Here is a 23,712-nt window from a genome sequence, read left to right on the forward strand (position 1 = left end):
AGGGAAGTGAGCCGTCATGACAGAGCGCGCGTATCCAATTACTGAAGAAGAGCAGCTGAAGCGGCGAATCCTGACTCCGCAGCCGATGCGAGTGCCGTATTCACCGTTTATTGATTTGTATGAAGCGCCTCCCCCGCCATCGCCTGAACCCGCTAGGATTCCAGGCCATGTATTCGCCAAGTCGTGCCAGTTGCCCGACGGGATCATCAGCTACAACAACCCCACCGGTTATGTGCCGCTTGAGCTGATCAAGGACTACGGCCACTTCACGCTGTTAGGCGGACGGGAGGTCGACAGCCACGGCGGCGTGTCCCTCAGGAAGATCAGTGGCAGTGCCCTGCCCGCTGGGCTTGGCCAGCTTGTATTGCGCACAGCCGTGTTGGAATCCGCGGCTGCGGCGGTAGGTGCCGCCGCTGGGGGTTTGCTTGCAGGGCTGGTGGCGCTGGCCTGGCCGTCGGAGCTTGGCGACAGTGCGCTCTATAGCGAAGAACAACTTCGTCACCTGCAAAAAGCCCGCTCGCGGATGCGTTTGCATATCGAGCAACGCGGCGATGGGACGCTGAAGGGGTATGGGTTTTACACCGATAAAAATACCGACTGGCAGATGATCGATGTGGTGCAGTTTCAGAGTCGTGACAGTCAGTTCGTTGCGGATCTTGGCGAGGGTGTGGAGCTGATTTGGACGCCGGCCATTAATCCTGGCGACACCCTTGGCATACCGGCATTGGAGGCTGCACCGCAAGCACCAGTGATGTGGATTTATCCGCCGACTGAGGCGGCCAAACAGATTTTGGTGAACCCGATTTATCCGCCGGAGTATCGGGATTTTATTCTGGTGTTTCCGGTGGAGTCGGGGGTTCGGCCGCTGTATGTGGTTGTTAGCGTTCGGCCGGGTGATCATATGTACCACCCAAAACCAAAATTCCTGCCCGCTTTTCCTAATACTGTTCGTGCTAAAGCCAAGACGCCAATAAAGGGTGGCGGAGGACTTAGGCCTCGATGGAAAGAGGCCAATAGCTACATTTATGAATGGGACTTCGAACGAGGAAAGGTCGAAAAATATAACCACCGAGGGAAACACTTGGGCGAATTCGACCCGATAACAGGCGAACAAACCAAAGACGCAGACGACACGCGAAGGATAGAGCCATGAGGCACTTGATATATGTGGTACCCACTGGAAGCGACGAAATCTCGGCTGAAATCCCCCTCAATGTGAAAGCTGAAGATTTGCGACCCATCATAGGCTGGCAAACAGAGAGTGACGGCCTCTACGACTATCTGCTTACAGCGAAACAGATCAAAGACATTGAAGACCTCACTTCACAGGTTTTTCCAAAAAAAGCGTCGCTCTACCTCGCCTGTGACGAGTGAAACCAATCTCAACATTAGAAATAACAGAAGGTCATAGCTCATGCGTCGTCTTGCACTGTCAGACAAAAAACTCCGCAACATCCCCAGGCGCCTGCGCGCAATCAGCCGATGGGCAGACAATTTCGAAGGCTGGTTTTTAGAACACTTCCCGGTGAGGCGAGGGTTTGAAAACTTCAAAATTCCCGTCATAGAAACCCTGGTCGAAGGCAAGCAAACCACCCCGGCGATCCAGGCACACTGCGCCCAACAATTGATCAACGCCGCCGCTCACTTGATTCAAGCCCGGCCCGATGACACACCTGAATGCTGGGTCGTGGCAGCCATTCTGGTGCCCGACATGTTCTCAAGCGAAGTCTGCGTCTACATCGACAAAAACCGCTACCTCGGCTCCACCCTGCCCTTCGACTACGACTACTTCCGCCAAACCCGAATAACGGGCAGAAGCCTTGCAAGCGAGTGGGGATTGATCATCCCCCCAGGCCTACAAGAGGTGGGCTTTCACTTCACCCACGAAGATGAGGACGGAGAACAGTTTGAGTCAGAGCATTGGTATTTCGGCGAGGTCAGTTCATCGGATGAAGATCCAGGCGGCGATCGCTGGAAGTACAAGACGTTCAAAGCATTCCAGACAGAGCATCCGCATTTATTCAGCACGACAACATAGTCTTGCCTTAACAGCTGTGCTGCTAACGACGGCCTTTTTCAAACCGCCCTGTCGCTAAAACTCAACCGCGCACACAACCCACCCACCTCCCGGTTATACAACTCCAACCGCCCCCCAATCTTCCCCACGATCATCTGCACAATCGCCAGCCCCAACCCCGCTCCATTCGCATTCCCGCGACTATAAAACCGCTCGAACAACCGCCCAATCTCCCCTTCATCAATCCCAGGCCCCGCATCCTCCACACACAGCTGCACCCCTCCCGAATCCGTCCCCCGCACCAACACCCGCACCTCGCTCCCCGCCGGCGAGAAATTCAGCGCATTGGTCACCAGGTTCTGCAAAGCAATCGCCAACGCTACCGGATCCGTTTCAATCCAGCATTCCTCATCCCCTTCCAACACCAGTTCAACGCCCTTCTCCATCGCCAGGGGCGTCAGTTCCGCAAGTTCTTCGCGTACCAACTCCGTCAGAGGCACACGAACGCGAACGGTGTTGTTCAACTGCGGCTCGATCCGCGCCATGGTCAGCAACTGACTGCCGACCCGAGTCGCGCGGTCCACGCCACTCACCAGGAAATCCAGCGCTTCCTGACGCTGTTCCAATGTCCCGGCGCTCTGGGCGTTTTGTGCATGGATGCGCAATATCGCCAACGGCGTGCGCAGCTCGTGGGCCGCATCCGCAATAAACCGTCGCTCGCGCTCCAGCAACTCATCCACCTGCACCAGCAGGCGGTTCAGCGCGGTTTGCATTGGTTCCAGGTCCGCCGGCAACGGTTCAAGTTGCAGCGGGCGCAATGTCTCGCTATCCCGCCCGCGTATTGCCTGGGCCATGGCGCGAAGGGGCTTGAGGCCCCAGCCGATGGTCAGCCAGATCAACACCGCCAGCAGCGGGACGCCAATCAGGATCGGCCAGAGGGTGTGGCGAATGATGCGCTGGATCACGTCCTGGCGAATGTCGTCGCGCTCGCCCACCCAGATCAGCAGGCCTTGTTGCATGTCGGCAAGCATGAACGCGCACCAGTCGTTGCCGTTCTCCATCAGGTCGTGAGCCCCGAGGGTGGTGGGCGGTGTGTTGAGGATCGGCGCGTCGGTGGAGCGCACCAGCAGTTGGCCATCGGTGCGCCATACCTGGAAGGTCAGGCGAGTTTCATAAGGGTGCGCAGCGCCGTCTTCGCCGACGCGGCTCATGGCCTGGTCGAAAGCCTGGTAGAGGCGGTCCAAGTCGGCATCGCCGGGGTCGCGCTGGCGCAATACGCCTTGCAATAAACGGGCACTTTGGGCGAGTTGGGCGTCGTAGACTTCTTCGATTTCGTGGTGGCTGTCCCGCAGGACGAGCCAGCTGATCAGGCCATCGCCCAACAGGATCAACACCAGTACCGGGATGAGGATGCGCGCGCGGACCGAGTTCATGCCTTGAGTTCCACCACGTAGCCAACGCCGCGCACGGTGCGGATCAGTTCGGTGGAGAGTTTTTTGCGCAGGTTGTGGATAAGGACTTCGAGGGTGTTGCTTTCGACGCGGTCCTGCCAGCCATAAAGCGCGCGGGACAGCCGTTCGCGGGTGACGACTTTGCCGGGGCGCACCATCAGTTGATGCAGCAGTTGGTATTCCATCGGCGTGACCACAATGTCCTGGCCCTGATAGCTGACCTGCTGGGTCGCCGGGTCCAGGCTGACGCCCGCATGCTCCAGCAACGGCTGCGCGCGGCCCTGGCTGCGGCGCAACAGGGCGCGGACGCGTGCCTTGAACTCTTCGACGTCGAAGGGTTTGACCAGGTAGTCGTCGGCGCCGGCATCCAGGCCGGCGATACGTTCGGTGGTGTCGTCGCGGGCGGTGAGGATCATCACCGGCAGGTCATATTGCTCGGCGCGCAGGGTTTGCAGCAGTGTGAGGCCGTCAAGGCGCGGCAGGCCGAGGTCGAGCAATAGCAGATCGAAGCTTTCGCTGCGCAACGCGTGCAGGGCACTGACGCCGTCTTGCAGCCAGTCCAGGGTGTAGCCTTCGGCGCTAAGGGCCACGCGGATACCTTGGGCGAGGGCACGATCATCTTCTACCAGCAGCAGGCGCATGAGAGATTCTCTGTAGAAACCGGCCGCATCATGCAGGGTTCTGCCGAAGTCTATTCCCGGAAAGATGTTACGGGTCGTTGCCAACTAAGCTTTCGCTAAGGTTGGTTTTGCACAGTGAAACCTCCTATGCCTGTTGAGAGTGTTTCTGTGCGCAACAAGCCTTTTTCCGACACGTTTTCGATACGCGCGCCTTTAACGATCTGCAGTCTGCTACTGGTGTTTCTAGCTGCCTGGACCAGTCACCCGCCCCACGTGCTGGCGCCGTTTGCCCAAGCTGGCAAGGACACGTCCCCCGCGGCGGCCGCCCCACAATACAGCAGCCGCTTCGTCTCCTCGCAGCTCAATGACTTTGTGCACTCCTCCTCGGTCACTGCCCTGCCCGGCGGCGACCTGATGGCCGTGTGGTTTGCCGGTTCCCGCGAAGGTGCCGCCGATGTGCAGGTACGCACCGCGCGCTTTGACGCGAAAAGCGCCGAATGGGGCCCGGAGCAAGTACTCGCCACCCGCGAAAGCACCCGCGACGGCACCCACCGCTACATCCGTAAGTTGGGCAACCCGGTGATCGCCCTGGCACCGGACAATCGCCTGTGGATGTTCTACGTCTCGGTATCGGTGGGCGGCTGGGCCACCAGCGCGATCAATGTGATGGTCTCGGACGACCTCGGCACAAACTGGTCGGCACCTCGCCAACTGATCACCTCGCCTTTCTTCAACATCAGCACCCTGGTGCGCGCCGCACCGGTGTTCCATGCCGACGGCTCCATCGGCCTGCCGGTGTACCACGAGTTCATGGGCAAATTCGCCGAGTACCTGTACTTGAGCGCCGACGGTGCGGTGATCGATAAATTCCGTATCAGCCGTGGGAAAAACTCGCTGCAACCGACCATCGTCCCGCAGGACGGCCAGCGCGCCATCGCCATGTTGCGTTACGCCGGCGAAACCCATCACCGCGTGCTCGCCAGCCGCACCGAAGACGCCGGGCAAACCTGGAGCGAGCCTTATCCGCTGGAGCCCTCCAATCCCAACTCCTCGCTGGCGGCAGTCAGCACCGAAGGCGACGGTTTGCTGGTGGCCCTCAACGACCTGCAGGACGGCCGCTTCAAGCTCAGCCTGTACGGCACCGATGCCAATCTCAACCATTGGCGCACGGTGGTGGAACTGGACCAATCCCCCGACCCATTGGGGCAGCCGTTCTCCCCCGCGGCCTACAAAGAAATCATCGGCGAAGGCTTCCGCGAATCCAGCGGTGCCCGGCGCCTGCCGCTGGAGCAACGCTTCCTCAGCAGCCTGGATTACCGGGTGTGCAAACCCCGTGGCTGCGATTTCGAATACGAGTACCCGTACTTCAGCCGCAGCCCGGACGGCATGTACCACCTGGTGTACTCGTGGAATAACACCTTTATCAAACATGTCAGCTTCAACGAAGCCTGGCTGTCGGAGCGCCTGTGATGTTTTCTATATGGCAAGCGCATTTGAGTTTTGTGTTGTTGGGTTTTGTACTGCTCAGCCTGTTGCGCGTGACCGCGCCCTGGCGGCCGTGGTTGCTGCCGGTGTTGGTGGTGGTAAGTTTTATCCCGGTCAACGAACTGCCGCTGGCGGCGTATGTGCGCAGCTTCACCGACGACCTGGCCATCAGCACCCTGGTGTTGTTGGCGTGGGTCAGCCTGTGCCGTTTGGGCGTGGTGCAGCCGCTCCAGCGCCCGCAGAAGGTCCAGTTGTTGCTGCTGTTTGGCGCACTCAGCCTGGCGCTGTACCCCGCGACGATGGGCCTGACCTACTTCGATCCGTACCGCTGGGGTTTCAATCCCCGGCCGATGATTGTGCTGATCGGCATGGCAGCGCTGTTGATGCTCTGGCTGCGTAATACCTTGGCCGTGTGGATGCTCGCGGCGGGCACTTTGGCTTTTGCGCTGCGGCTCAAGGCCTCGGAAAACTACTGGGACTATCTGATCGACCCACTGCTGACGGGCTACTGCCTGGTGGCCGGGTTGTGGATGCTGGCGCTGGCTGCCTGGCGCCCTCTTTTAAAACTGCACAGAGGTCAATGATGGGATGGTTGTACTCGCGCCGCCTGCGCTACGGCGTGGGCGCGATCGGTTTGGTATTTGCGTTGCTGGCCGCACTGCGGCTGGTGTTTGTACTGGCGTTTTCCGGAGTCGATCTCCGGGAAGATGCACTGCTGGAAACCCTCGGCATCGGCCTGCGTTTCGACCTGCGCCTGGCGGTGCTGATCCTGTTACCGCTGGCACTGCTTGCCTGGCTACCGCGCTGGAACCTGCTGACTGTGCCGGCATTGCGCTGGCTGGCACGGGGTTATCTGCTGCTGGCATTGGGCATCGTCGGGCTGGTGTACATCATCGACTTCGGCCACTACGCCTACCTCGGTGTGCGCATCAACGCCACGGTGCTGCGTTATCTGGAAGACGCGCAGATTTCCCAGCAGATGGTGTGGGAAACCTACCCGGTGCTGTGGATAACCTTGAGTTGGCTTACCGCAGTCGGCCTGTGGACCTATGCACTGGTTCGCCTTGAACGCATCACCCTGGATGACGAACGCAAACCCATCGGCAAGCTGACCATTGCATCCGTGGCCACCCTCGGCGTGATTGCGATCTTGCTGGCCCTGCTCGGCCGCGTCGCCAACCTCAATCTCGAAAACCCGGTGCCCCTGCGCTGGAGCGACGCGTTCTTTTCCGGCAATAACCAGATCGCCGCCGTGGGCCTCAACCCGGTGCTGTTTTTGTACGACACCCTCAAGGTTGGCCAGTCGCAATTCGATGAGGCGCGGGTGCGCGAGCATTATCCGCAAGTTGCCGATTACCTGGGTGTCAGCCAACCCGATCCCGAGCAATTGAGCTTCGCCCGCGAACAAGCCGTGCAGCCTTATCGGCTCAAGGCTGAGCGCCCGCCGAACGTGATTTTCGTGATGCTCGAATCCCTCGGCACCAGCGCTGTGGGCGCCTACGGCAACCCGCTGAACCCCACGCCGAACCTCGATAAGCTGGCGAAGGACAGCTGGTTCTTCAAACACTTCTACGTGCCCGTCACCGGCACCGCCAAAACCGTATGGGCAAGCATCACCGGCGTGCCCGACGTCACGCGCCAGGAGACCGCGACCCGCAACCCGTTGATCACCCGGCAACACACCTTGATCAATGCGTTCGAGGAGTATCAGAAGCTCTACATGATCGGCGGCAATGCCGGTTGGGCGAACATCAACGCGCTGATCCGCCAGAGCATCGACGGCGTGAAGCTCTATGACGAAAGCCACTGGCGCTCGCCACGGGTGGATGTGTGGGGCGTTTCCGACCTGGACCTGTTCAAGGAAGGCGACGAACTGCTGCGCGCCATCCCCAAGGACCAACCGTTCTTCGCCTACCTGCAAACCTCCGGCAACCACCGCCCGTTCACCATCCCCAAGAACAACGACGGCTTCGTGGTGCATGACCTGACCGTGGAACAAGTCCAGGCCGCGGGCAGTCGCAGCGTCGAGCAATACAACGCCGTACGCCTGCTGGACTTCAACATTGGCCGCCTGATGGAAATCGCCAAGGCCGGCGGTTACTACGACAACACCATCTTCGTGTTCTTCGGTGACCACAACACCCGCATCAGCCAGATCCCGCACATGGCGCCGGCGTTCGAGCAGCTTGGCCTGGAAAGCAACAACGTGCCGATGATGATCCACGCGCCCGGGCTGCAACCCAAAGTGATCGAAGAAGCCGTCGGCCTGGCAGACCTGCTGCCGACCGTCGCCGGCATGGCGGGCATTCCGTTTCGCAATGGCGCAATGGGCCGGGATATCCAGCAACCTGCACCAGAAGGTGAGCGTGTGGTGCCGTTGGTATTACGCGAAGGCACCTTCCCGCTGATCGGTGGCGTGACCAAGGACTTCCTGCTGCAAATGGAACACGACGGCAGCTCGCCCACCCTGCATGACCTGGCGTCGCAAACACCAAGGGAAGATGTGGCCCAGGAATACCCGGAAGAGTTCCAGCGTTTGCAGGGACTGACGCGCGGGCTGCATGAGAGTGCGCGGTTGATGTTGTTCCGCAACGTTCGCTGAAGGCACTTGGCGGCTGGGCCTTACTATCGGCCCAGCCAATCCATCCCCCCAATCTATCGATTTGAGGTCAACCTCACCCTCCCCGACTATGGCGGCACTTCCAATAACAAAAACCAGGAACCCGCCATGACTGCCCGATTCCACAACCCGGTAGACACCCGCTTCGGCTGGGGCTGCCTGCAAGAACTCGCCGCCCTTACCGAAGGCCAGAGCGTCGCCCTCGTGACCTTCCCCGAAGCACGCGGGCTCGGCTTGGTTGACCGCATCCAGGACCTGCTGGGTGAACGCCTGGTGTACGTGATCGAAGACGTGCAGCCCAACCCCGACGTGGCTCAACTGCGCGACACCTACGAGCGTTTCTGGCAGCAGGCCGGTGATTGCCAGGTGGTGGTCGCCGTCGGCGGTGGCAGCGCGATTGATACGGCCAAGGCGTTGATCGTCGGCACCGAATCGGGGGATTTCGACGAGTTGCTGGCGTTGCTGGCCACCGGAAAACCTTTCGTACCGGCGCGTCACAAGCAACTGATTGCCGCACCGACCACCGCCGGCACCGGCAGCGAAGTCACGCCATGGGCGACGATCTGGGATTCCGCGAGCCTCAAGAAGTATTCGCTGCACCTGGACTGCACCTGGCCGAAAGTGGCGATCATCGACCCGCAGTTGATGCTGACGGTGCCGGCCGGAGTCACGGTGTCCACCGGGCTGGATGCCTTGTCCCATGCGCTGGAGTCGATCTGGAACATCAACGCCAACCCGGTCTCGGACACCTTCGCCATCTCCGCCATCGAAGACATCCTGGAATGCCTGCCGCGCTTGCGGCGAGACCTCGGCAATCAAGAACTTCGTTCGCGGATGGCGCTGGCGGCCCTGAAAGCCGGCCTGGCCTTTTCCAATACCAAGACCGCCCTCGCCCACTCCATCTCCTACGAAATGACCTTGCACCACGGCTTGCCCCACGGCATCGCCTGCTCCTTCACCTTACCGCTGGTGCTCGGCCTGGCATGGGGACATGACGCCGCGCGGGACCGCACCCTGCAACGGGTATTCGGTACCGACCTGCATCAGGCCCAGGCGCAGTTGCGCGACTTCCTCCACAGCCTGGACGTAAAGACCGAGTTCGCCGACTACGGCGTGAATGCCAGCGAGGCCGAGGCGATGATCCGCTTCGCCCTGCAAGGCGCACGCGGCAAGAACTTCATCGGTGCGCAAGCGGCCTAGACTCATCGTAATTCAGTCGTTTCCTGTTGCACCTATCAAGAGTGCCCCCCTGCGGCTGCGGTCGCCGGGGCGAATAACAATAAGGAAAACATCATGAATCGTGCACACGTGCTGCCTGTTCCTGCCGTCCGTACCTCATCGTTCCGCGTTGCCCAGTGGCGCATGCTGCTGGCCGCGATGTTTTGTTATCTGTTTTTCTACACCGGTCGCCAGACTTTCGGGTTTGCGATCCCCGGGATCCAGGCCGAGTTCGGCCTGACCAAGGAAACCCTCGGCTGGGCCTCGGCCGCGATGCTCTGGGCCTATGCGATTGGCCAGGCCATCAACGGCAACCTCGCCGACAAATTCGGCGGGCGCCGCATCATGACCCTCGGCGCGGTGCTGTCCTGCGGGGCCAACTGGGTCACCAGTTTCGCCAGCGGCTTTGCCGGGTTGATCCTGCCATGGGGCATCAACGGTTACTTCCAGGCCCTCGGTTGGGCACCCGGCAGCCGGCTGATTTCCAATTGGTGGAGCGCCGGCGAACGCGGCAAGGTGTATGGCTTTTATGTATTCGCCGCCGGATGCGCCTCAGTCCTGTCGTACGTGACCTCGATCGTGGTGCTGGAAGTGTTCCAACTGGAATGGCGCTGGATCTTCCGCCTGCCGGTGCTGTTGATGTTGGCGGGCGGCATCATTTTCTACCTGGTCGCCCGCGAACGGCCTCAGGACCTGGGCTTTGAACCGTTGGCCGATACCGGCGTGGCCAATGCCGAAGACAAGAATCATGAAGTGGCCCACGGCGAAGTCGAAACCTCGGCGCAGCGCTACAAGGCGGTACTGAAAAACCCCCGACTGATCATCGCCGCCCTCTCCCTGGGCTTCCAGAACGCCGCCCGCTACGGCCTGATCGTCTGGGTGCCGGTGCATTTCCTGGGCGCCAACTGGAAAAGCGGCGACAGCATGATCGACCCCAAGTGGATCACCGTGGCCCTGCCGGTGGGCATGGCCATCGGCGCCCTGAGCAACGGCTGGGTCTCGGACAAGTTGTTCGGCTCCAAACGCTACCTGGCGATCATGCTGTACATGTTCCTCGGCGCCGCCACCAGCCTGTGGATGTGGAGCCTGCCGCCCCACAGCGCAATCGGCCTGGTCGCATTGTTCCTTTGCGGGTTCTTCGTGTACGGCCCGGCCTCGAGTTTCTGGGCGCTGTGCCCGGATCTGGTGGGCGCCAAGCGTGCGGGTACGGCCACGGGCGTGATGAACTTCTCATCCTATCTGTTCGCCGGCCTGGCGGAACCGCTGATCGGCAGTATGCTCGACAGTACCGGCAATACCTCGCTGATCTTCATCGTCGTGACCTCGGCCTGCCTGTGCAGCGCGGTGGTGGCGTTGTTTATCCGACGTTGATGACCGGCCCGGCGGACCTCAGGAACAGGACTTTTTATGTACCAGTACCACAAGTGGCTGCGCTCGTTTCATGCAGTGGCGAAGACCGGCAGTTTCACCCTCGCCGCCGAGTACCTGAGCGTCGGCCAGCCGACGGTCAGCGAGCAGGTCAATGGGCTGGAGAAGCAGTTCTCGGTGGAGCTGTTCCACCGTCGCGGGCGGTTTATCGAGATGAGCGCGGCCGGGCACGCCCTTTATGGAATCACCCAAGGGCTGTTCGGCCAGGAGGATGAAGCCATGCAACTGTTGCAGAGTTTCAAGCAGCGCAAGACCGGGCTGCTGCGCCTGGGCGCAGTGTCGCCGCCGATCGCGATGAACCTGACCTACGAGCTTATGCAGCGCCACCCGGACATCGAACTGGAGACCTCGTTTTCCCCGGAAAAGGAAACCCTGGACCGACTCTTCAACTTCGATATCGACGTGGCGATCCTGGCCCTCTCGGAATTCGACCAGCGCTTCGATACCCAGCTTTACCGGCGCTATCCGATCATTGCAGTGGTACGCGATGACCATCCATGGGCCCAACAGAAAGAGGTGCACGTGGAACAGATCAGCCGCGAAAAGTGGGTGATGCGCGAGAAAAGCTCACGCACCCGGCAACTGGTGGAAGAAAGCTGCAAGCGCCAGGGCGTCGCCGTGAACTGCGTAATGCAGTTGAACAGTCGCGAAGCCATCGTGCATGCGATCACCAAGGGCATCGGCATCGGTTTTGTGTCCGCTGTGGAATACGCCGAAACCCCGGGCACCACGCCAATCACCTTCGTCGACCACCCGTTTTTCATCGACTACCACCTGTGTTGCCTGGGCATCCGGCGCAACCGACCGATGATCGCGGAGTTGTTCGAGGCCAGTCCAATCCCGGTCACCTGATCGCCTTACCCGTTTAAACCCTCACCAGGTACTTACCTCTTCTTCTACAGAGGGACGGCCTGCTCACACCTGAAAAATGGAGACTTGCCATGAACTACCAACAACCTTCCCAGCTGCAAGCCGTGGTCCTGGATTGGGCCGGAACCGTCGTCGATTTCGGCTCCTTCGCCCCCACGCAGATTTTTGTCGAGGCATTCGGCGAATTCGGCGTCGCCGTATCCCTGGAAGAAGCGCGCGGCCCGATGGGCATGGGCAAGTGGGACCACATCCGCACCTTGTGCAACCTGCCGCAGATTGCCGAGCGTTATCGGGCGGTGTTCGATCGCTTGCCGACAGACGCGGATGTCACCGCACTGTATGAACGCTTCATGCCGTTGCAGATCGAGAAAATCGCGTTGCATTCGGCAGTCATTCCCGGGGCCCTTGAGGCGATCAACACCCTGCGCGGCCAGGGTTTGAAGATTGGCTCCTGCTCCGGGTACCCGGCGGTGGTGATGGCCAAGGTGGTCGAGCTGGCGCGGCAGAATGGCTACGTCGCCGACCACGTGGTGGCGACCGATGAGGTGCCCAATGGGCGTCCACATCCGGCGCAGGCCTTGGCCAACGTGATTGCGTTGGGCATCAATGATGTGGCCGCGTGCGTGAAAGTCGACGACACCTGGCCCGGGATTCTGGAAGGCCGCAGCGCAGGCATGTGGACAGTCGCGCTGACCTGCTCCGGCAATGCGCTGGGTTTGACCTACGAGCAATACAAGGCCCTGCCCGCTGATGAGCTGGTGCTGGAGCGTGCACGTATTACCCGGATGTTCGAAGGCTCACGGCCACATTACCTGATCGACACCATTGTCGAACTGCCCGCGGTGATCGAAGACATCAATGCGCGTCTGGCGCGCGGGGAAACACCGCAGGGTTCTTGAAGAGGCAACGGGGCGCGACAACGGCGCTGGGATTAACCCCGTATATCGGCAGGAAAAAATTGCGGCAACGTGCAGTCATTCTCGCCTGCGATGCATAAGCTGCTGTCGGGGTCCATGTAGTCCTTGTAGGAGCCTTGGCCGATAAATGCGGCACTGTCGCCATGGCAGTTGGCTCCGTCCGCGCCTTCGTCTGCGCAATACGCAGGCTTACCATCAAACTGGAAAATGATGACCTGATCCGTACCTGGGTTACCGGCGACGGTGTTGCTCGCAAACTGACGAGCAGGTGCGGATGGGGTCACGGCGGCCGGTGCGTTGCGAGCCTTCTCGCGAGCATCGATTTCAGCAACCATCACGTCGAACCGGCCATTCATGCGCTGCACTGACTCACGACCGGCTTTACCCGACTTCTCGAACAGCGCCCAAAGATGAAGCTCGTCATTCGGACCATCGTTCATTGTGAGTGTGTGTTTGCCGTCGGTGATCTGCAGTGCGAGCAAACCGTTGACCTGTGCGGTGCTGCGCAAGAACCGCTTCGGAATGACCGTGAACACCAGCTTGAGTTGCCGACCGTTGCCCGCATCGGCCGAAGCTTCAACCAACTTCAGCCCGGTTGCCTGTTCAACACGCGTGGCTTCTGGCGTTTGCAAGTACTCGAACTTGATGTTGGAAAGGCTCTTGTTGTCTTCGAGCGCGTCTTCAAGTTCCATCGACATATCGATATCGGTGCGGGCCAACAGGTTGTGCACACGCTCGGGATCCTGCCCGCGGATACCGGTGAAGGGGATGATTTCGTCAGGAGTCAGTTCTTCAACGGCATTGATAGCGTTGTTGGAGAACACGTAAAACGGCAGGTAGAACACCATCGAAATAATGGTGAGGGTGAGCCAGATTCGAAAAAGCGTTCGCATAGTCATCCTTGAGAATTGAGCGGGAAGAGATATCCGCAAACAACAAAGAAGTCATTATGCCATCATTGGGCACCACAGGGTTGCCAACCATTCCAGCCCTGTCTTTCATTGATTTCATGGAATAAATGCAATGAATCTCCAAACTGATGTTTTCAACGCCCTTACCGACTGCGCCCTTGTTGACAACGAGCCTGTGGCAGTCATGTCGCCTTACATCACCGGGAAAACGCTGCGCAGCTTTCTAAAGAATAGAGGGCCAGCAAAAATTTACACCCTGTTTCACCCGGAGCTGTTTGCAAGCAACAGCTCCGACCTGAAAACCCTCAAAGGCCTTTTGACAGACCAGCATGAGATCTATCAGGTCGCCCAACTGCACGCGAAGGTAATCGTGGTGGGCAACAGAATGGCGACGCTGGGCAGCCAAAACTTCACGACAAACGGCCAGAGAAACAAAGAGCTGAGCATTTCCACCGAGCAACGAACCAAGATAACCGCCATCAAGAAGCAAATCGACCAATGGCAGGTCGGCGCAACGCCTGTGACAAAAGAGCGAATCAAGGCGATGGAAGCCGCGGTGGTAAGCCTGAAGGCCAAATACCAGGACTATAAAAAAGCCTGCGCTGACGTCGCCGATGCTTTTGAAAAGACCGACAACGCGCAGTCCGCCAAAGACGACATCAGCAGTGTCATCGTCAAGTCCATCGCAAAACTTCGCAGTTCGGCGCCCCTTTCTGCCCAAGTGAAAGTCGTTAACTTCAACGATGAAGGTAAAGCAAAACTGTCGCTCTATCCGCCTAAGGACCAGAGTTTCCTGGAGTGGAAAATCGATTCAGAACCCTATTCGCTCGAACCCAAGCAACGCTATTTTTGCGTGCTAGACAGCCAGAAACTTGGGTGGGCAAGGATCAATAAGACACGAATTACTTTCGTCGCCGATGACGTGGTACTGGACGTCGGAGATTTCCCGCTACGCCCGGACTGGAAGATTCATGTGTCGGCCAAACCCAAGGCACGCCGGTACAAAAATGGGCAATCCAACTTGATGCTGAACATCTGCAACGCACAAGACAAAGGGCTTTGTTGCGTCTATATGCGGTTTGACTTCGATTCCGCGCACTCTTTTGCACCTGTGGCTTTTATAGGCGATAACCGCAGCGCTCAAAAAGCTACAGCCAAGGAGCAAGCACAAAGCAAAGCCTGGATACGCGAACACCAGGACCAGTTCGACAAAGAAATCATCAACGTAATTACGACGCCATTCAGGTTTGAAGAGGCATACACCGGTAAACGAGGGGAGTTTTTCGGCAAGCCACAATCCGTCAACACCGTAGAACTGAAGCTTTATCACGACCAGCCATTCCTGGCAGTGAGCGCGGTGGGAAAACGACAGAAATCCTGATTGATTTCGCAGGCTGGGGACGACCACCATTATCGGGGTGCGTCCCGTCAATCCAGTAACGCTGCATCTTTGAGCAACGCGTAGAGCCCTTCCGGCACCAATGGCGACTGCGCAGTAAAGCTTGAACTGTCCTTCCAACTCACCTTGAACGCAAAACCGTTGCTTTCGGCACCGTCGAGGTACGGTTGCTCGTACAGGCTCTGGTCCGCAAATTGGCCATCGTAGACCTGGACGATCTCGTGCCCGGGGTTGCCGTCGTAGGTGAAGATACTTTCAAGCGTGCCGAGCAGCCGCAGGCTGTGAATAGGCTGCGCCAGTTCTTCCTGCACTTCTCGTACGATCGCCTCGGCGCTGTGTTCACCGAATTCGATGCCGCCACCGATGGGACGAAATACTGTCTGCTGTTTCACCGCATCCTGGAATTCGTGAACCAGAATTCGGCCGTTGCGGTGGAAGATGCAGAGCGCGAGCGCCCGGATATGCGGTGCGACCATGGAGTGAAATCCTTGTCTTGGGATCGGTGTTTATTGCGCCTGAAAGGTCGCAAGGTACGCCAGCAAGTTGTCGATCTTCTCCTGATCGCTGATCCCCCAGAAAATCATCCGGGTGCCGCTCACCACCTTTTTCGGTGCCTCGATATAGGCGGCCAGCTTGTCCCGCGTCCAGACCACGCCTGAATTCCTCATCGCATCTGAATACTGGTAATCAGTGGTGGTGCCAGCCGGCCGGCCAATAATGCCGTTGAGCTGCGGCCCGAAACCGCCCCGGGCGTTCTCACCGACGCTATGGCAACCGCCGCAGGTTTTGCTGAACAGCTTTCCACCGGCTTCGGCATCGCCTTCTGCGACGGCCTGGAGACTGAAGGCCCCACCGATGAAGGCAATGGCCAGTAACGCGGCGTATTTCATGAATGGCTCCCCACAGGTCGTTCGCCCAACCGCTGCACCAGACGCACCAGATAGCCATCCGGGTCTTGCACGATGAATTGCCGTTGGCCCGCCTCCACGTCACCCGCCCGATACCAGACGTCTTCGACCTCGCGGAACAGCGGCCAGCAGATGGCAGCCAGACGCTGCAAGACAGGCGCCACGGCAGGCACATCGATTTGCAGGTTGATGCCTCGTCCCAGAGGTTTTTCCAGCGGTGCGGTCAACCACTGGCCGGCATCCGGATCGTATTGCTCCAGCATGATTTGCGCGCCTTGCAGGTCGAGGTAGGCAAAGCCTTCTTCGGGGCGCTGATAGGCGATGTCGAATCCCAACTGAGTGACCCAGAAGTCGAGGCTGCTCGTGAGGGCCGTCACGATGAGTTCGGGGACGAGGGGGTTTCGGATAAACATGAGAATCCTTGGGGTGGCTTTTACTTAACACGCGACAACTTGCCACGACATGGCACAGCGACTGCCCGGCGCAAAACCGTGACGATACTCCTCACGCAGAGCCTCTGCCAAACGGTGACCCGGCGCCAGGGCAAGCGCTTGCTGAAATCCCAGCCACTGGTAAAACGGGGCATTCCAGGGCACATCGCCAAATGTGGTCAAGGTGACTGCCCGCAACTGGCGCAATCATGCCTCACTCATCACGGCTTCATCGCGCAGCGCATCGTGGCGGATGCCTCACACGGTTAGCAAGCGGGGCGCCCTGCCCTGTCGCAACTTAAAGCTAACCAAATGACCACCCATCGCAAAAAATACATTCAATCGAACCTAATCAACGGCGCCTCACTCCACCTTACTTAACCCGGATGGTGGAGTAAGGATCATGGCTCAGCCATCGATATTGGTGCTGGAAGACGACGAAATCATTCGCTCGTTGATGGTGGATGTACTGGAGGATTTCGGTGCAGTCGTGACGTCATTTCCCTCAGCAGACGAAGGGATGATTTTTCTTGAGCGCACCAGTGACCCGGTGGACCTGATTGTCAGCGATATCCAGATGCCCGGCCTGCTCAATGGCTACGACTTGAGCAAGGTGGTCGCCCATCGCTGGCCGTCACTGCCCGTGCTGCTGACCTCGGGTAACACCGCCATGGCGTCACAGCTGGGCAGCACCGTGCGGTTCTTGCCCAAACCGTGGAGTGCGGAGCGCCTGCTCGACTGCGTGCAATCGGCTTTGCTAAAGGGCCCGCCCTTGCACTGATAGCGTCGCGATATCAACTGCAGCGAACTTCGCGGCAGCTCCTGCGGTCAGTTGTTACGCAACCCTACATGGCCAGCAGGCCCCCAGTTCGAGTTTACTGAATGCATTCACAGGTCCATGACGTTGGTGCGCCCCCCGTACTTGAAGCCTTGCGCTCGGGTACAGCTTTACTGCACGTCGCCCTGGAAAAACGCTTGCCGTTTTTCTCTCCGCAACTGGATGATAATGGCTACAGACGCCTGCTTCAGGCGTACTACGGGTTCTACAGCCCTCTGGAAGCAGCGTTGTACGACAGTGGCCTGATCCCCGAGGGATTCGATCAGGTGCTGCGCCTGAAAACGCCCACCTTGTTGACCGATCTCCACGCCCTTGGCCTGGATGAACCGGCCATCGCCGCCCTTCCCCACTGCTCGTCGCTACCGCCTCTGGACACGCCTGCTGCCTGCCTCGGCGCGCTGTATGTGGTGGAAGGCGCCACCCTGGGCGGGCAAATCCTGCGCAGGGAAATGGCCCAGCGCCTAGGACTGGACGCCGACAACGGTGGCGCGTTTCTCAATGTGTATGGCGCCGAAACCGGTCGGCGCTGGAAAGATTTTCTCGACTACCTGAACCATGTGCCCCTCGACGCGCACGCCAAACTGCGCGCGGTGAATGCTGCCCGCTCAACATTCAGCTGCTTCGAGCAATGGCTCGACAGCCAGGAGGTACTGCTATGAAACCCGAAGATTTTGAAGAACTGCTTGCCAACTGTGCCGACGAACCCATCCGCTTCCCGGGGGCCATCCAGCCTCACGGGGCGCTGCTGACCTTGTCCGAGCCCGACCTGCATATCATGCAGGTCAGTGCCAACGTGGCCGAGCTGTTCAATCATTCGCCGGAATCCCTGCTGGGCCAGCCACTGCACACATTGATCGGCACAGAACATGCCGAAGCGGTCCAGGCGATGGTTACGCAAAACAGCTTCTTCGACGCTCCGCCGCTGCACATGAACCTCAACGGTGGCGAGTTCGAAGGGTTGCTGCACCGCCATCAGGAGGTGCTGGTGCTGGAGTTCGAGCCACGGCTCAAGGACTTCCAGCCACGGGCACTCAATGGCCGAACCAGCAACCTGGGCAAGATGCTGCAACGCCTGCAGTCGGCGAAAACCCTGCAAGCCTTGTATGAAATCAGCGTCAACGAAATCCAGGCCATGACCGGCTACGACCGGGTGCTGATTTATCGCTTCGAGGAAGAAGGCCACGGCCAGGTGATCGCCGAAGCGTCCGCACCGTCCATGGAACTGTTCAACGGCCTGTTCTTCCCCGCCTCCGACATCCCCGAACAAGCCCGGGAGCTGTACCGCACCAACTGGCTGCGGATCATCCCGAATGCCGATTATGAAGCGGTGCCCCTGGTGCCCAGGTTGCGCCCGGACACCGGCCAACCTTTGGACCTGAGCTTCGCTACCCTGCGCAGCGTGTCGCCGATCCACTGCCAGTACATGCAGAACATGGGCGTGCTGTCGTCCATGAGCATTTCCCTGATGGCCGGCGACAAACTGTGGGGCTTGATCAGTTGTGGCAATCGCCAGCCACTGTTGGTACCGAATGATTTGCGCACCGCCTGCCAGACCATTGGCCAGGTGCTGTCCTTGCAGATCAGCGCCATGGAGGCCCTGGACCTGAGCCGCCAGCGCGAAGAAAAGGTCGCGGCCCTGGCCCTGCTCAACCAGGCCATGCAGGCGTCGCCGGCGAACGTCTTCGACGGCCTGGCGCAACGTCCGCAACTGCTGATGGACCTGACCCTGGCGGGCGGCGTGGCGATCATCGAAGACAAACAACTGCACCGCTACGGTAACTGCCCGGAACCCGGACAAATTCGCGCCCTGCACAAGTGGCTGCAAGAGACTGGGCAGCCGGTATTCGCCAGCCATAACCTGGCCTCGGTGTACCCGCCAGCGGCTGACTATCAGCACGTCGCCAGTGGCGTGCTGGCCATGAGTTTGCCCAAACCGGTGGACAACGGCGTGCTGTGGTTTCGCCCTGAAGTGAAGGAAAACATCAACTGGAGTGGCGACCCGAATAAGCCATTGGACCTGGAAAGCACCGACGCTGGCCTGCACCTTCGCCCACGTACCTCGTTTGAAATCTGGAAGGTGGAAATGGCAGGCATTTCCACCAAGTGGAGCCATGGCGACCGCTTCGCCGCCAACGACCTGCGCCGCTCGGCCCTGGAAAATGACCTGGCCCGCCAGGTGCTGCGCGAACAGCAAGCCGTGCGCGCCCGGGATGAACTGGTGGCGGTGGTTTCCCACGACCTGCGCAACCCGATGACGGTCATTTCGATGCTCTGCGGCATGATGCAAAAAGCCTTCAGCTCCGATGGCCCACACACCTCGCGGCGGATTTCCTCGGCCATCGACACCATGCAGCAAGCCGCAGCGCGTATGAATGTGCTGCTGGAGGATTTGCTCGACACCTCGAAGATCGAAGCCGGGCGTTATACCGTCAAGCCGGTGGCCCTGGACGTGAGCCAGATGTTCGAAGAGGCCTATTCATTGCTGGCGCCCCTGGCGATGGAAAAGGGTATCGACTTGTCCTTCAACGCCGAGCCCGGACTGCAAATCAACGCCGACCCGGAGCGCCTGTTCCAGGTGCTGTCGAACCTGATCGGCAACGCCATCAAGTTCACACCACGCCAGGGCAATATCGGCATCAGCGCCATGAGTACCAGCGAAGAGATTGTGTTTTCGGTGCGTGATTCCGGCGAAGGGATTGCCCCGGATGAGTTGCCTCATGTGTTTGATCGCTACTGGACCCAAGCCGAAAACAATCCCACCGGCAGCGGCCTTGGGCTGTACATCACCCAGGGCATCGTCCAGGCGCATGGCGGGCGGATCGAGGCTGAAAGTGAGTTGGGCCGAGGCAGTGAGTTTCGGTTTACGGTGCCCAAGCCGGCTTGAAACCACCCATCAATTGAGATGGCGAAGCAAATGGAAACCCGATGGCCCGGAACGTTGGACCGGGCCAAGGCCACTGATCAGGACGCACTCAGCGGGAGTTGAATGCACACACTTCACACCCTATCCAGTGAGAGAAAAACCCATGATCTTTCCAACCATTGGCGGCGCTTTCCATATCCAAACCATCCATCAACCCACTCAATCGCCTCAACCCACTCAACCCGTTCAGCCTGTTCAGCCGGCCCCCAAACCAAACGATGAGCCCTCGCGTAATAGCTCCAACCAACAAAATTCCAAGTCGAATGACGGTAATCTGACCGGCCTGGGAAAAGGCTATCTGCCATGACCGTTTAAGCCTTCCTAAACCGGCAATACCACCACGGCGGCCAACCCGCCGCACGGGCGATTTTCCAGGGTCAGCGTCCCACCGTGTTCCAGCACAATCGCCCGTGCAGTGGAGAGCCCCAAACCGACCCCGCCCGTACTTTTGTTGCGTGAACCTTCCAGGCGAAAAAACGGCAGGAACACCTGTTCGTGCTGCTCCTGCGGAATGCCGGGGCCACGGTCGAGCACCCGCACCGTCACCTGTCCAGGGCTGTGTTGCAGTTCGATTTCCGGTGCGAGCCCATAGTGGATCGCATTGTCCATCAGATTGGTCATCACCCGTTTAAGCCCCAGCGGCCGGCCGAAATAAACCAGCCGCGGCGGGCCGTTGAAGGTGATGTCGATGGACTGGTCGCGGTAGTCGTCGATCAGCGTTTGCAGCAACTCGGCCAAGTCCAGTTGGGTCGCCTGCTCCAGGCGCGCGTCGTCGCGAAAAAACTCCAGAGCGGTGTTGATCATCGCCTGCATCTCGTCGACATCCCGGAACAGGCGGTGCTGCTGGTCGGCATCCTCGATAAATTCGCCCCGCAGGCGCAGGCGGGTCAGCGGTGCACGCAGGTCGTGGGAAATCGCCGCGAGCATCTGGGTGCGGTCCTGGATGAAGTGCTGCAACTGCGCCTGCATGCCGTTGAACGCGAGAATCGCCTGGCGGATTTCATGTGGCCCGACCGGTTCGATGGGTGGCGCACGAAAGTCGGCGCCGAAACGTCGTACACCCTGGGCAAAATGTTGCAGCGGACGGGCCAAACGCCGGGTGGCAATCAACGTGACCAGCGCGGTGGAGATCAGCACCAGCATCAGCACCACAAGGCTTCGCGGGCCTTCCGCCAGGCCCCAACTGCGGGACGGCGCGCTGAACATCAGCCAGGACTGGTCAACCAGTTGCACCACCAGGGCATAGTGCCCGCCGGGGCCTGGCCAATCAGATGGCTCATAGGCCTCCATTCGCCGTTCCGGCCCCTTGAGCAGCTGTTTGAACACCTGATCGGAATGAAAACCCGGGTCATCCAGAATCGGCGCATCAATCCCCCCACGGGTGGCCGACCAACTCACGTTGAAACTGTCGTCGCCCACCGCCTGCGTCAGTTGTGGCCGCTGGGAAGGCTCTGCGGCTTCGATCATCCGCACGATCACCGCGACTTTTTCCAACAGGCCGGTTTCACCCAACGGCGGCCTGGCCCAAACGCCCGCCAGTTGTACAAACAGCGCGTTGAAGGCCAGTGCGGTGAGCATCGCAATCAGGATAGTCAGGGCAATCCAGCGGGCCACGGTGTCCCGGGGTTTGAAGCGCGTCATGAGCGGGTCACCGCGACGGTGAACTGGTAACCACCGTTACGCACCGTGCGAATCATCGCCGGGCGCTTGGTGTCGAACTCCAGCTTGCGTCGCAGGCGGCTGACCTGCACGTCGATGCTGCGGTCGAACGCGTCGTGGCTATGGCCCCGCGCCAGGTTCAGTAATTGCTCGCGGGTCAGTACGCGCTGAGGGTGTTCGACGAACACCAGCAGCAGGTCGAACTCCCCGGACGACAACGGGATCATCACCTGGTCCGGCGAACGCAACTCCCGGCGTGTCAGGTCCAGTTGCCAACCGGCGAAGCGAATCAGCGGGCGAGACGCATCACCCAACATCGGCCGGCTCTCACCCGCCCTACGCAGCACGGCGCGCACCCGAGCGAGTAATTCACGGGCGTCGAACGGTTTGCTCAGGTAGTCATCGGCGCCCATTTCCAGGCCCACCACGCGATCACTCAACTCGCCCATGGCGGTCAGCATGATCACCGGTGTTGCGTATTGCTGGCGCAGGCGTTGGCACAGCAACAGGCCGTTATCCCCTGGCAGCATCAGGTCCAGGATGATCAGGTCGGCAGGCATGCGCTCCATGGCCGCCCACAGGTCGGAGCCATTGGCGGCGGTCTCGACCGTGTAGCCATGTTGCAGAAAAAATTTCTTCAGCAGGGCGAGGACCTCAAGGTCATCGTCCACGATTAAAAGATGGCTCACCGGTGGGCATCACTTGGTCTTGTCGATGCGCCATCTAAAACCATTCGAGGCGGCTCGTCATATATTTCAATCGTGCAATAAAGCGTCAACGGCGCAATAAAGCAGACATCTTTGCGCAAGCCCCGAATGCCAGCATCGGCCTCCTTTTTCCGGAGACTGTGCTTATGCGCTCGCTGACGTATCCCCAGCACCTGGCTCGCCAGGCCGTGCTGTTGCTGACCGTGTCTTACCTGACAGGCTGCGCAAGCCCGGCCAACGTGGCGAGTACCACACGCTGCGCACAGGTTTCCTACCCGGTGTATGACCCTGCCGAGCCGGTCAACCGGGGCGTCTTCGCCTTCAACCGCGCGGTGGATGACTTCGCCCTGGCACCTGTAGCCCGCGGCTACCGATACATGCCGGATTTTTTCCAGCAGGGTGTGCATAACTTCGCCAGCAACTTCAGCGAGCCCAAGGTGTTCATCAACGACCTGCTGCAAGGCAACCCCCGGCGCTCGATTAACACCCTGGGACGGTTTGCGGTGAACACCACCGTGGGGATCGTCGGGTTGATTGATGTTTCGGACCCGCTGGGCATTCCTCGCCACACCGCCGACTTCGGCCAGACCTTTGGCGTGTGGGGGATTGGCAACGGGCCGATCGTCGAACTGCCATTGCTGGGCACCGGCAACAGCCGCGATGCGGCGGGCAAAGTCTTGAGCTTCCTGGTGGCACCGCTGGGCGACAGCGATACCGTGCAAACCCTGGGCACCATCAGCCTGGTGGGCGGCACCGTGGATACGCGCGCTTCGTTGCTGCCGTTGACCGACAGCCTGCAAAAGTTGCCGGACTACTACAGCGCCTTGCGTAATGTGGTGGCCGAACACCGCGCGGCCTTTGTGCTGGAGGGCAAGCAGGGGGCGACGTCACCCCGTGCCGATGAGTGCGCGAAGGGAGCCGGCGATGATTTCTGATTCAGGCTCACTGGTGCTAAAGCACCATGTACGTAAACGCGGGACCAACGCCCTGCTCTGCCGGGAAACACGCTTGCAACTCTCTGGTGACCAGAATCGGCTGATCCTCAGTCGCTATGTCGAACACTACAGCCCACAAGGCATGCGCTGGGTTGAGCGCCAACACAGCGTGGCGCTGGCCGACGTCATGCGCTGGCTGATTACCTTGGGAGAAACATCAGTCACGACCCATGAACCCCGTAAGACGGTGGACCTGATAACGTCATAATTTGACGTGAGACGTTTATAGCGAGGCAACCGGGGGATGGGTAGTTTCTCGCTCTCCTTGATAGCGCTGGTTATCAAGGGAGACCCCTCTATTTTGAAAAAAGGAAA

The 23,712-nt window shown here is 59.7% G+C and carries 24 protein-coding genes; 16 read left to right on the plus strand and 8 right to left on the minus strand.

The window, feature by feature from the left end:
• The first annotated feature begins 16 nt into the window (after positions 1-16).
• Genes AU074_RS28695 through AU074_RS28705 form a run of 3 tightly spaced genes read left to right on the plus strand, consistent with a single transcriptional unit; the run spans position 17 to position 2,038 of the window.
• On the plus strand, positions 17-1,153 hold the full coding sequence (locus tag AU074_RS28695) for a colicin E3/pyocin S6 family cytotoxin (RefSeq protein ID WP_076017557.1): 1,137 nt from the start codon (positions 17-19) through the stop codon (positions 1,151-1,153).
• Entirely contained in the window at positions 1,150-1,374 is a 225-nt protein-coding gene (locus AU074_RS28700; protein WP_076017558.1) for a hypothetical protein, read from the plus strand. Before AU074_RS28695 ends, AU074_RS28700 begins: the two co-directional genes overlap by 4 nt.
• A 40-nt stretch (positions 1,375-1,414) precedes the next feature.
• Complete coding sequence (locus tag AU074_RS28705) at positions 1,415-2,038, plus strand: DUF3916 domain-containing protein (protein WP_076017559.1); 624 nt, start codon at positions 1,415-1,417, stop codon at positions 2,036-2,038.
• A gap of 38 nt (positions 2,039-2,076) precedes the next feature.
• Here the strand turns inward: AU074_RS28705 and AU074_RS28710 are convergent, their stop codons facing one another.
• Entirely contained in the window at positions 2,077-3,450 is a 1,374-nt protein-coding gene (locus AU074_RS28710; RefSeq protein WP_076017560.1) for a sensor histidine kinase, read from the minus strand.
• On the minus strand, positions 3,447-4,109 hold the full coding sequence (locus AU074_RS28715; RefSeq protein ID WP_076017561.1) for a response regulator: 663 nt from the start codon (positions 4,107-4,109) through the stop codon (positions 3,447-3,449). The genes AU074_RS28710 and AU074_RS28715 overlap by 4 nt, the downstream gene beginning before the upstream one ends.
• Positions 4,110-4,289: 180 nt before the next feature.
• Here AU074_RS28715 and AU074_RS28720 point away from each other — a divergent pair, with 180 nt between their 5' ends.
• The 7 genes from AU074_RS28720 to phnX all read left to right on the plus strand — a co-directional run bounded on the left by AU074_RS28720 (position 4,290) and on the right by phnX (position 12,608).
• Complete coding sequence (locus AU074_RS28720; RefSeq protein ID WP_076017734.1) at positions 4,290-5,558, plus strand: exo-alpha-sialidase; 1,269 nt, start codon at positions 4,290-4,292, stop codon at positions 5,556-5,558.
• Entirely contained in the window at positions 5,558-6,157 is a 600-nt protein-coding gene (locus AU074_RS28725) for a hypothetical protein (RefSeq protein WP_076017562.1), read from the plus strand. The genes AU074_RS28720 and AU074_RS28725 overlap by 1 nt, the downstream gene beginning before the upstream one ends.
• The gene (locus AU074_RS28730) at positions 6,157-8,175 is read left to right on the plus strand and encodes an LTA synthase family protein (protein ID WP_076017563.1); all 2,019 of its coding nucleotides are present in this window, start codon (positions 6,157-6,159) and stop codon (positions 8,173-8,175) included. The genes AU074_RS28725 and AU074_RS28730 overlap by 1 nt, the downstream gene beginning before the upstream one ends.
• Before the next feature lie 126 nt (positions 8,176-8,301).
• The gene (psrA, locus tag AU074_RS28735) at positions 8,302-9,393 is read left to right on the plus strand and encodes an iron-containing alcohol dehydrogenase PsrA (protein ID WP_076017564.1); all 1,092 of its coding nucleotides are present in this window, start codon (positions 8,302-8,304) and stop codon (positions 9,391-9,393) included.
• A gap of 93 nt (positions 9,394-9,486) precedes the next feature.
• Positions 9,487-10,782 carry an MFS transporter gene (locus AU074_RS28740; RefSeq protein ID WP_076017565.1) on the plus strand — a complete coding sequence of 432 codons (1,296 nt, stop codon included), beginning with the start codon at positions 9,487-9,489 and terminating at the stop codon, positions 10,780-10,782.
• 36 nt (positions 10,783-10,818) lie between these two features.
• Entirely contained in the window at positions 10,819-11,691 is an 873-nt protein-coding gene (locus tag AU074_RS28745; RefSeq protein ID WP_017476113.1) for a LysR substrate-binding domain-containing protein, read from the plus strand.
• A gap of 89 nt (positions 11,692-11,780) precedes the next feature.
• The gene (phnX, locus tag AU074_RS28750) at positions 11,781-12,608 is read left to right on the plus strand and encodes a phosphonoacetaldehyde hydrolase (RefSeq protein ID WP_076017566.1); all 828 of its coding nucleotides are present in this window, start codon (positions 11,781-11,783) and stop codon (positions 12,606-12,608) included.
• A gap of 32 nt (positions 12,609-12,640) precedes the next feature.
• On the opposite strand, the gene AU074_RS28755 is transcribed toward phnX, so the two are convergent.
• Complete coding sequence (locus tag AU074_RS28755) at positions 12,641-13,519, minus strand: hypothetical protein (protein ID WP_076017567.1); 879 nt, start codon at positions 13,517-13,519, stop codon at positions 12,641-12,643.
• A 130-nt stretch (positions 13,520-13,649) separates the two neighbouring features.
• On the opposite strand from AU074_RS28755, the gene AU074_RS28760 reads away from it, so the two are divergent.
• Positions 13,650-14,918 (plus strand): phospholipase D-like domain-containing protein, encoded by a 1,269-nt coding sequence (locus tag AU074_RS28760; RefSeq protein WP_076017568.1) that lies wholly within the window; start codon positions 13,650-13,652, stop codon positions 14,916-14,918.
• 47 nt (positions 14,919-14,965) lie between these two features.
• On the opposite strand, the gene AU074_RS28765 is transcribed toward AU074_RS28760, so the two are convergent.
• From AU074_RS28765 to AU074_RS28775, 3 genes are read right to left on the minus strand one after another with little or no spacing between them, the layout of a single operon-like run.
• Positions 14,966-15,412, minus strand: coding sequence for an NUDIX hydrolase (locus AU074_RS28765; protein ID WP_076017569.1), 447 nt, complete (start codon positions 15,410-15,412; stop codon positions 14,966-14,968).
• Between the two features lie 30 nt (positions 15,413-15,442).
• On the minus strand, positions 15,443-15,826 hold the full coding sequence (locus tag AU074_RS28770; RefSeq protein ID WP_076017570.1) for a cytochrome c family protein: 384 nt from the start codon (positions 15,824-15,826) through the stop codon (positions 15,443-15,445).
• The gene (locus tag AU074_RS28775) at positions 15,823-16,257 is read right to left on the minus strand and encodes a VOC family protein (RefSeq protein WP_076017571.1); all 435 of its coding nucleotides are present in this window, start codon (positions 16,255-16,257) and stop codon (positions 15,823-15,825) included. The genes AU074_RS28770 and AU074_RS28775 overlap by 4 nt, the downstream gene beginning before the upstream one ends.
• 421 nt (positions 16,258-16,678) lie before the next feature.
• Between AU074_RS28775 and AU074_RS28785 the strand changes: the two genes are divergently transcribed.
• From AU074_RS28785 to AU074_RS28795, 3 genes are all read left to right on the plus strand, one after another.
• Complete coding sequence (locus AU074_RS28785) at positions 16,679-17,056, plus strand: response regulator (RefSeq protein ID WP_076017572.1); 378 nt, start codon at positions 16,679-16,681, stop codon at positions 17,054-17,056.
• Positions 17,057-17,157: 101 nt separating this feature from the next.
• The gene (locus AU074_RS28790) at positions 17,158-17,772 is read left to right on the plus strand and encodes a biliverdin-producing heme oxygenase (protein ID WP_076017573.1); all 615 of its coding nucleotides are present in this window, start codon (positions 17,158-17,160) and stop codon (positions 17,770-17,772) included.
• Positions 17,769-19,997 (plus strand): ATP-binding protein, encoded by a 2,229-nt coding sequence (locus AU074_RS28795; RefSeq protein WP_076017574.1) that lies wholly within the window; start codon positions 17,769-17,771, stop codon positions 19,995-19,997. The genes AU074_RS28790 and AU074_RS28795 overlap by 4 nt, the downstream gene beginning before the upstream one ends.
• Before the next feature lie 360 nt (positions 19,998-20,357).
• Here the strand turns inward: AU074_RS28795 and AU074_RS28800 are convergent, their stop codons facing one another.
• Both AU074_RS28800 and AU074_RS28805 read right to left on the minus strand, forming a co-directional pair.
• Positions 20,358-21,677, minus strand: a complete 1,320-nt coding sequence (locus AU074_RS28800) for an ATP-binding protein (protein ID WP_076017575.1) — start codon at positions 21,675-21,677, stop codon at positions 20,358-20,360.
• Positions 21,674-22,384: a response regulator gene (locus AU074_RS28805; RefSeq protein WP_076017576.1), complete on the minus strand. Its 711-nt coding sequence runs from the start codon at positions 22,382-22,384 to the stop codon at positions 21,674-21,676. Before AU074_RS28805 ends, AU074_RS28800 begins: the two co-directional genes overlap by 4 nt.
• 164 nt (positions 22,385-22,548) lie before the next feature.
• Between AU074_RS28805 and AU074_RS28810 the strand changes: the two genes are divergently transcribed.
• The gene (locus tag AU074_RS28810; protein WP_076017577.1) at positions 22,549-23,337 is read left to right on the plus strand and encodes a VacJ family lipoprotein; all 789 of its coding nucleotides are present in this window, start codon (positions 22,549-22,551) and stop codon (positions 23,335-23,337) included.
• Positions 23,327-23,605 carry a hypothetical protein gene (locus AU074_RS28815; protein ID WP_076017578.1) on the plus strand — a complete coding sequence of 93 codons (279 nt, stop codon included), beginning with the start codon at positions 23,327-23,329 and terminating at the stop codon, positions 23,603-23,605. Before AU074_RS28810 ends, AU074_RS28815 begins: the two co-directional genes overlap by 11 nt.
• Positions 23,606-23,712: the final 107 nt, after the last annotated feature.

It is taken from the genome of Pseudomonas sp. ATCC PTA-122608 (genome assembly GCF_001952855.1).
Classification (GTDB): Bacteria; Pseudomonadota; Gammaproteobacteria; order Pseudomonadales; family Pseudomonadaceae; genus Aquipseudomonas.